Here is a 3,858-nt window from a genome sequence, read left to right on the forward strand (position 1 = left end):
GTCTTCGAGCGTGAGCAGGGTGCCCTCGACGCGCTGGACAAGGGCGAGATCAAGGCCGGCGACGTCGTCGTCATCCGCTACGAAGGCCCCAAGGGCGGTCCGGGCATGCGCGAGATGCTTGCCATCACCGGCGCCATCAAGGGCGCCGGCCTGGGCAAGGATGTCCTGCTGCTCACCGACGGTCGCTTCTCCGGCGGCACCACGGGCCTCTGCATCGGCCACGTCGCCCCGGAAGCGGCCGACGGCGGCCCGATCGCCTTCGTCAAGGACGGCGACCGGATCCGGGTGGACATCGCCGCCCGGTCGTTCGATCTGCTGGTGGACGACGCCGAACTCGAGTCCCGCAAGGTGGGCTGGGAGCCGCTGCCGGCCAAGTTCACCAAGGGCGTGCTCGCCAAGTACGCCAAGCTCGTGCACAGCGCCTCCACCGGCGCGTACTGCGGCTGAACCGGCGTTGGACCGTCCACCCAACTGACTCGCAGTAGTTGTCGTTTTGAGCCCTCATAACGACAACTACTGCGAGTCAGTTGGGGGAGGGGTCCGATAATTGGACAATGGTGTCCAGATAGTGAGACGGGGGCCGGGCTCGTTGACAGCCGTCTCACGCAGAGGGAAAACTGAACGCATGATCGAAATCGTTACCAGCTGCGCTGCTGCAGAGGCAGTCGTCGTCCTTACCAAGCGCGTGGCTCAATAGCCTCACGGTAACGGACCGTCACGCGCAACCCCTCGAAGAGCCCTCAGGGCTGAGGGGTTTTTTTATTACCCGCAGTTCCACGATCACAGAAGATCCACCAAAGGAAGAGCCCGATGAGCAAAGGATCGCCGATCAGCCCCTCGCTGATGGCCACAAAGTCCGCTGGAGCCCACAAGGCTCCGGAACGCGTCGAACGTCCGGCAGATGCCGGCGTCGAGCATGCTGCTGCCTCTCCCGTCCTTGGGCCGAACAACGTCGTACCCCCGACGGTGATGACCGGCTCGCAAGCAATCGTCCGCGCGCTCGAAGAACTCGGCGTCCAGGACATTTTCGGTTTGCCCGGTGGCGCGATCCTGCCCACCTATGACCCCTTGATGGCCTCCAAAATGAACCACGTTCTGGTCCGTCACGAACAGGGAGCCGGCCACGCCGCGCAAGGCTATGCCATGGTCACCGGACGGGTTGGCGTCTGCATCGCCACCTCGGGTCCCGGTGCCACCAACCTCGTTACYGCCATCATGGACGCCCACATGGACTCCGTGCCGATGGTGGCCATCACCGGACAGGTTTCCAGCGGAGTCATCGGCACCGATGCCTTCCAGGAGGCGGACATCGTCGGCATCACCATGCCGATCACCAAGCACTCCTTCCTGGTTACCGACCCCAACGACATCCCCCATGTCATGGCCGAGGCGTTCCACCTCGCCTCGACCGGCCGTCCGGGCCCCGTCCTGGTGGACATCGCCAAGGACGCCCAGCAGGGACAGATGACGTTTTCCTGGCCGCCCAAAATCGACCTGCCGGGCTACCGGCCGGTGGTCCGCGGCCACAGCAAGCAGGTCCGTGAGGCCGCCCGGCTGATCGCGGCGGCGCACAAGCCGGTGCTTTACGTCGGCGGCGGCGTGGTCAAGGCCCACGCGTCCGCGGAACTGCGGGCCCTGGCCGAACTCACCGGCGCCCCCGTGGTGACTACGCTGATGGCCCGCGGCGTCTTCCCGGACTCCCATCCGCAGCACGTCGGCATGCCCGGCATGCACGGCGCGGTGTCCGCCGTGACCGCGCTGCAGCAGTCCGATCTGCTGATCACCCTCGGTGCGCGCTTCGATGACCGGGTCACCGGCATCCTGAAGTCCTTCGCCCCGCATGCCAAGGTGATCCACGCGGACATCGACCCGGCGGAAATCTCCAAGAACCGCACGGCCGACGTGCCGATCGTCGGCTCGGTCAAGGAGATCATCCCGGAACTCAGCGAAGCCGTGCGCCTGCAGTTCGAAACCGCGGGCACTCCGGACCTCAGCAACTGGTGGGCGTTCCTGAACAACCTCAAGGAGACCTACCCGCTCGGCTGGACCGAACCCGAGGACGGACTCAGCGCACCGCAGCGGGTGATCGAACGGATCGGAGCCCTGACCGGTCCCGAGGGCATCTATGTCGCCGGCGTCGGCCAGCACCAGATGTGGGCCTCGCAGTTCATCAAGTACGAGCGCCCGCACGCCTGGCTGAACTCCGGCGGCGCCGGCACCATGGGTTACGCCGTTCCGGCAGCCATGGGCGCCAAGGTAGGGGAGCCGGACCGGGTGGTCTGGGCGATCGACGGCGACGGCTGCTTCCAGATGACGAACCAGGAGCTGGCCACCTGCGCGATCAACAAGATCCCGATCAAGGTCGCCATTATCAACAACTCCTCCCTCGGCATGGTGCGGCAGTGGCAGACCCTGTTCTACGAGGGCCGCTACTCCAACACCGACCTCAATACCGGCCACGACACCGTCCGGATCCCCGACTTCGTCAAGCTTGCGGACGCCTACGGCTGCGCCGCGTTCCGCTGCGAACGCGACGAGGACATCGACGCCACCATCCAGCAGGCCCTGGCGATCAACGACCGACCCGTGGTCATCGACTTCGTCGTGAGCCCCAACTCCATGGTGTGGCCGATGGTCCCCGCCGGAGTCAGCAACGACCAGATCCAGGTTGCCCGCAACCTGACCCCGGACTGGGAAGAAGAGGACTGAACATGACACGCCACACACTCTCCGTTCTGGTCGAAGACAAGCCCGGTGTGCTGACCCGCGTCGCCAGCCTCTTCGCCCGCCGTGCCTTCAACATCAACTCCCTGGCCGTCGGCCCGACCGAGGTCCCGGGCATCTCCCGGATGACCGTCGTCGTCGACGCCGACGGCGAGCTGATCGAGCAGGTCACCAAACAGCTGAACAAGCTGGTCAACGTGATCAAAATCGTCGAGCTCACCCCCGAATCTTCCGTACAGCGCGACCACATCCTGGTCAAGGTACGGGCGGACGCCGCAACCCGGCTGCAGGTAACCCAGGCAGCCGACCTCTTCCGCGCCTCGGTGGTCGACGTCTCCACAGAGTCGGTGGTCATCGAGGCCACAGGCCACCCCGACAAGCTCACGGCACTGCTCTCGGTGCTCGAGCCGTTCGGCGTCCGCGAAATCGTGCAGTCCGGAACCCTGGCCGTCGGCCGCGGGTCCCGCTCCATGAGCGACCGGGCCCTGCGCACCGCCTAAACCGCGCGCCGGACCCGCCGCCCCACCACCAGCACCACCTTCGAATTTCCCCGATTTCCCCAGCACCACAGAATCCACTCATAAGGAGACACCCCAGTGACTGAAATGTTCTACGACGACGACGCCGACCTGTCGATCATCCAGGGCCGCACCGTCGCCGTCATCGGTTACGGCTCCCAGGGCCACGCCCACGCCCTCAGCCTGCGCGATTCCGGTGTTGACGTCCGCGTCGGCCTGAAGGCAGACTCCAAGTCCCGCGCCAAGGCCGAGGCCGAGGGCCTGCGGGTGCTCGACGTCGCCGACGCCGTCGCCGAAGCGGACCTCATTATGGTCCTCACCCCGGACCAGGTCCAGCGCCACGTCTACGCCGACGAGATCGCCCCGAACCTGCAGGCCGGCGACGCCCTCTTCTTCGGCCACGGCTTCAACATCCGCTACGGCTACATCAAGCCGCCGGCCGACGTCGACGTCGCCCTCGTCGCCCCCAAGGGACCCGGCCACATCGTGCGCCGCGAATTCGAGGCCGGCCGCGGCGTGCCGGACCTGATCGCCGTCGAGCAGAACCCGTCCGGCAAGGCCAAGGAACTGGCCCTGTCCTACGCCAAGGCCATCGGCGGCACCCGCGCCGGCGTTA

General features: G+C 66.2%; 3 protein-coding genes and 1 pseudogene. All 4 read left to right on the plus strand.

Features of this window, described 5'->3' with window-relative positions; genetic code table 11:
• A pseudogene (locus tag AB4Y86_RS13865) lies at window positions 1-447 on the plus strand (dihydroxy-acid dehydratase); the annotation flags it as partial.
• Between the two features lie 363 nt (window positions 448-810).
• Window positions 811-2,709: an acetolactate synthase large subunit gene (locus AB4Y86_RS13870; protein ID WP_441402794.1), complete on the plus strand. Its 1,899-nt coding sequence runs from the start codon at window positions 811-813 to the stop codon at window positions 2,707-2,709.
• A gap of 2 nt (window positions 2,710-2,711) precedes the next feature.
• A complete protein-coding gene (gene ilvN / locus AB4Y86_RS13875) occupies window positions 2,712-3,224 on the plus strand; it encodes an acetolactate synthase small subunit (protein ID WP_441402795.1) in 513 nt (170 codons plus the stop codon).
• A 96-nt stretch (window positions 3,225-3,320) separates the two neighbouring features.
• On the plus strand, window positions 3,321-3,858 hold a 538-nt coding region (ilvC, locus tag AB4Y86_RS13880), incomplete at its 3' end, for a ketol-acid reductoisomerase (RefSeq protein ID WP_441402796.1).

It is taken from the genome of Arthrobacter sp. 2YAF22_2 (assembly GCF_052114645.1).
Taxonomy (GTDB): Bacteria; Actinomycetota; Actinomycetes; order Actinomycetales; family Micrococcaceae; genus Arthrobacter.

Excerpts from the sequence above, each read along its gene's own strand:
- ilvN (WP_441402795.1), top strand. The coding sequence starts at position 2,712 with ATGACACGCCACACACTCTCCGTTCTGGTCGAAGACAAGCCCGGTGTG.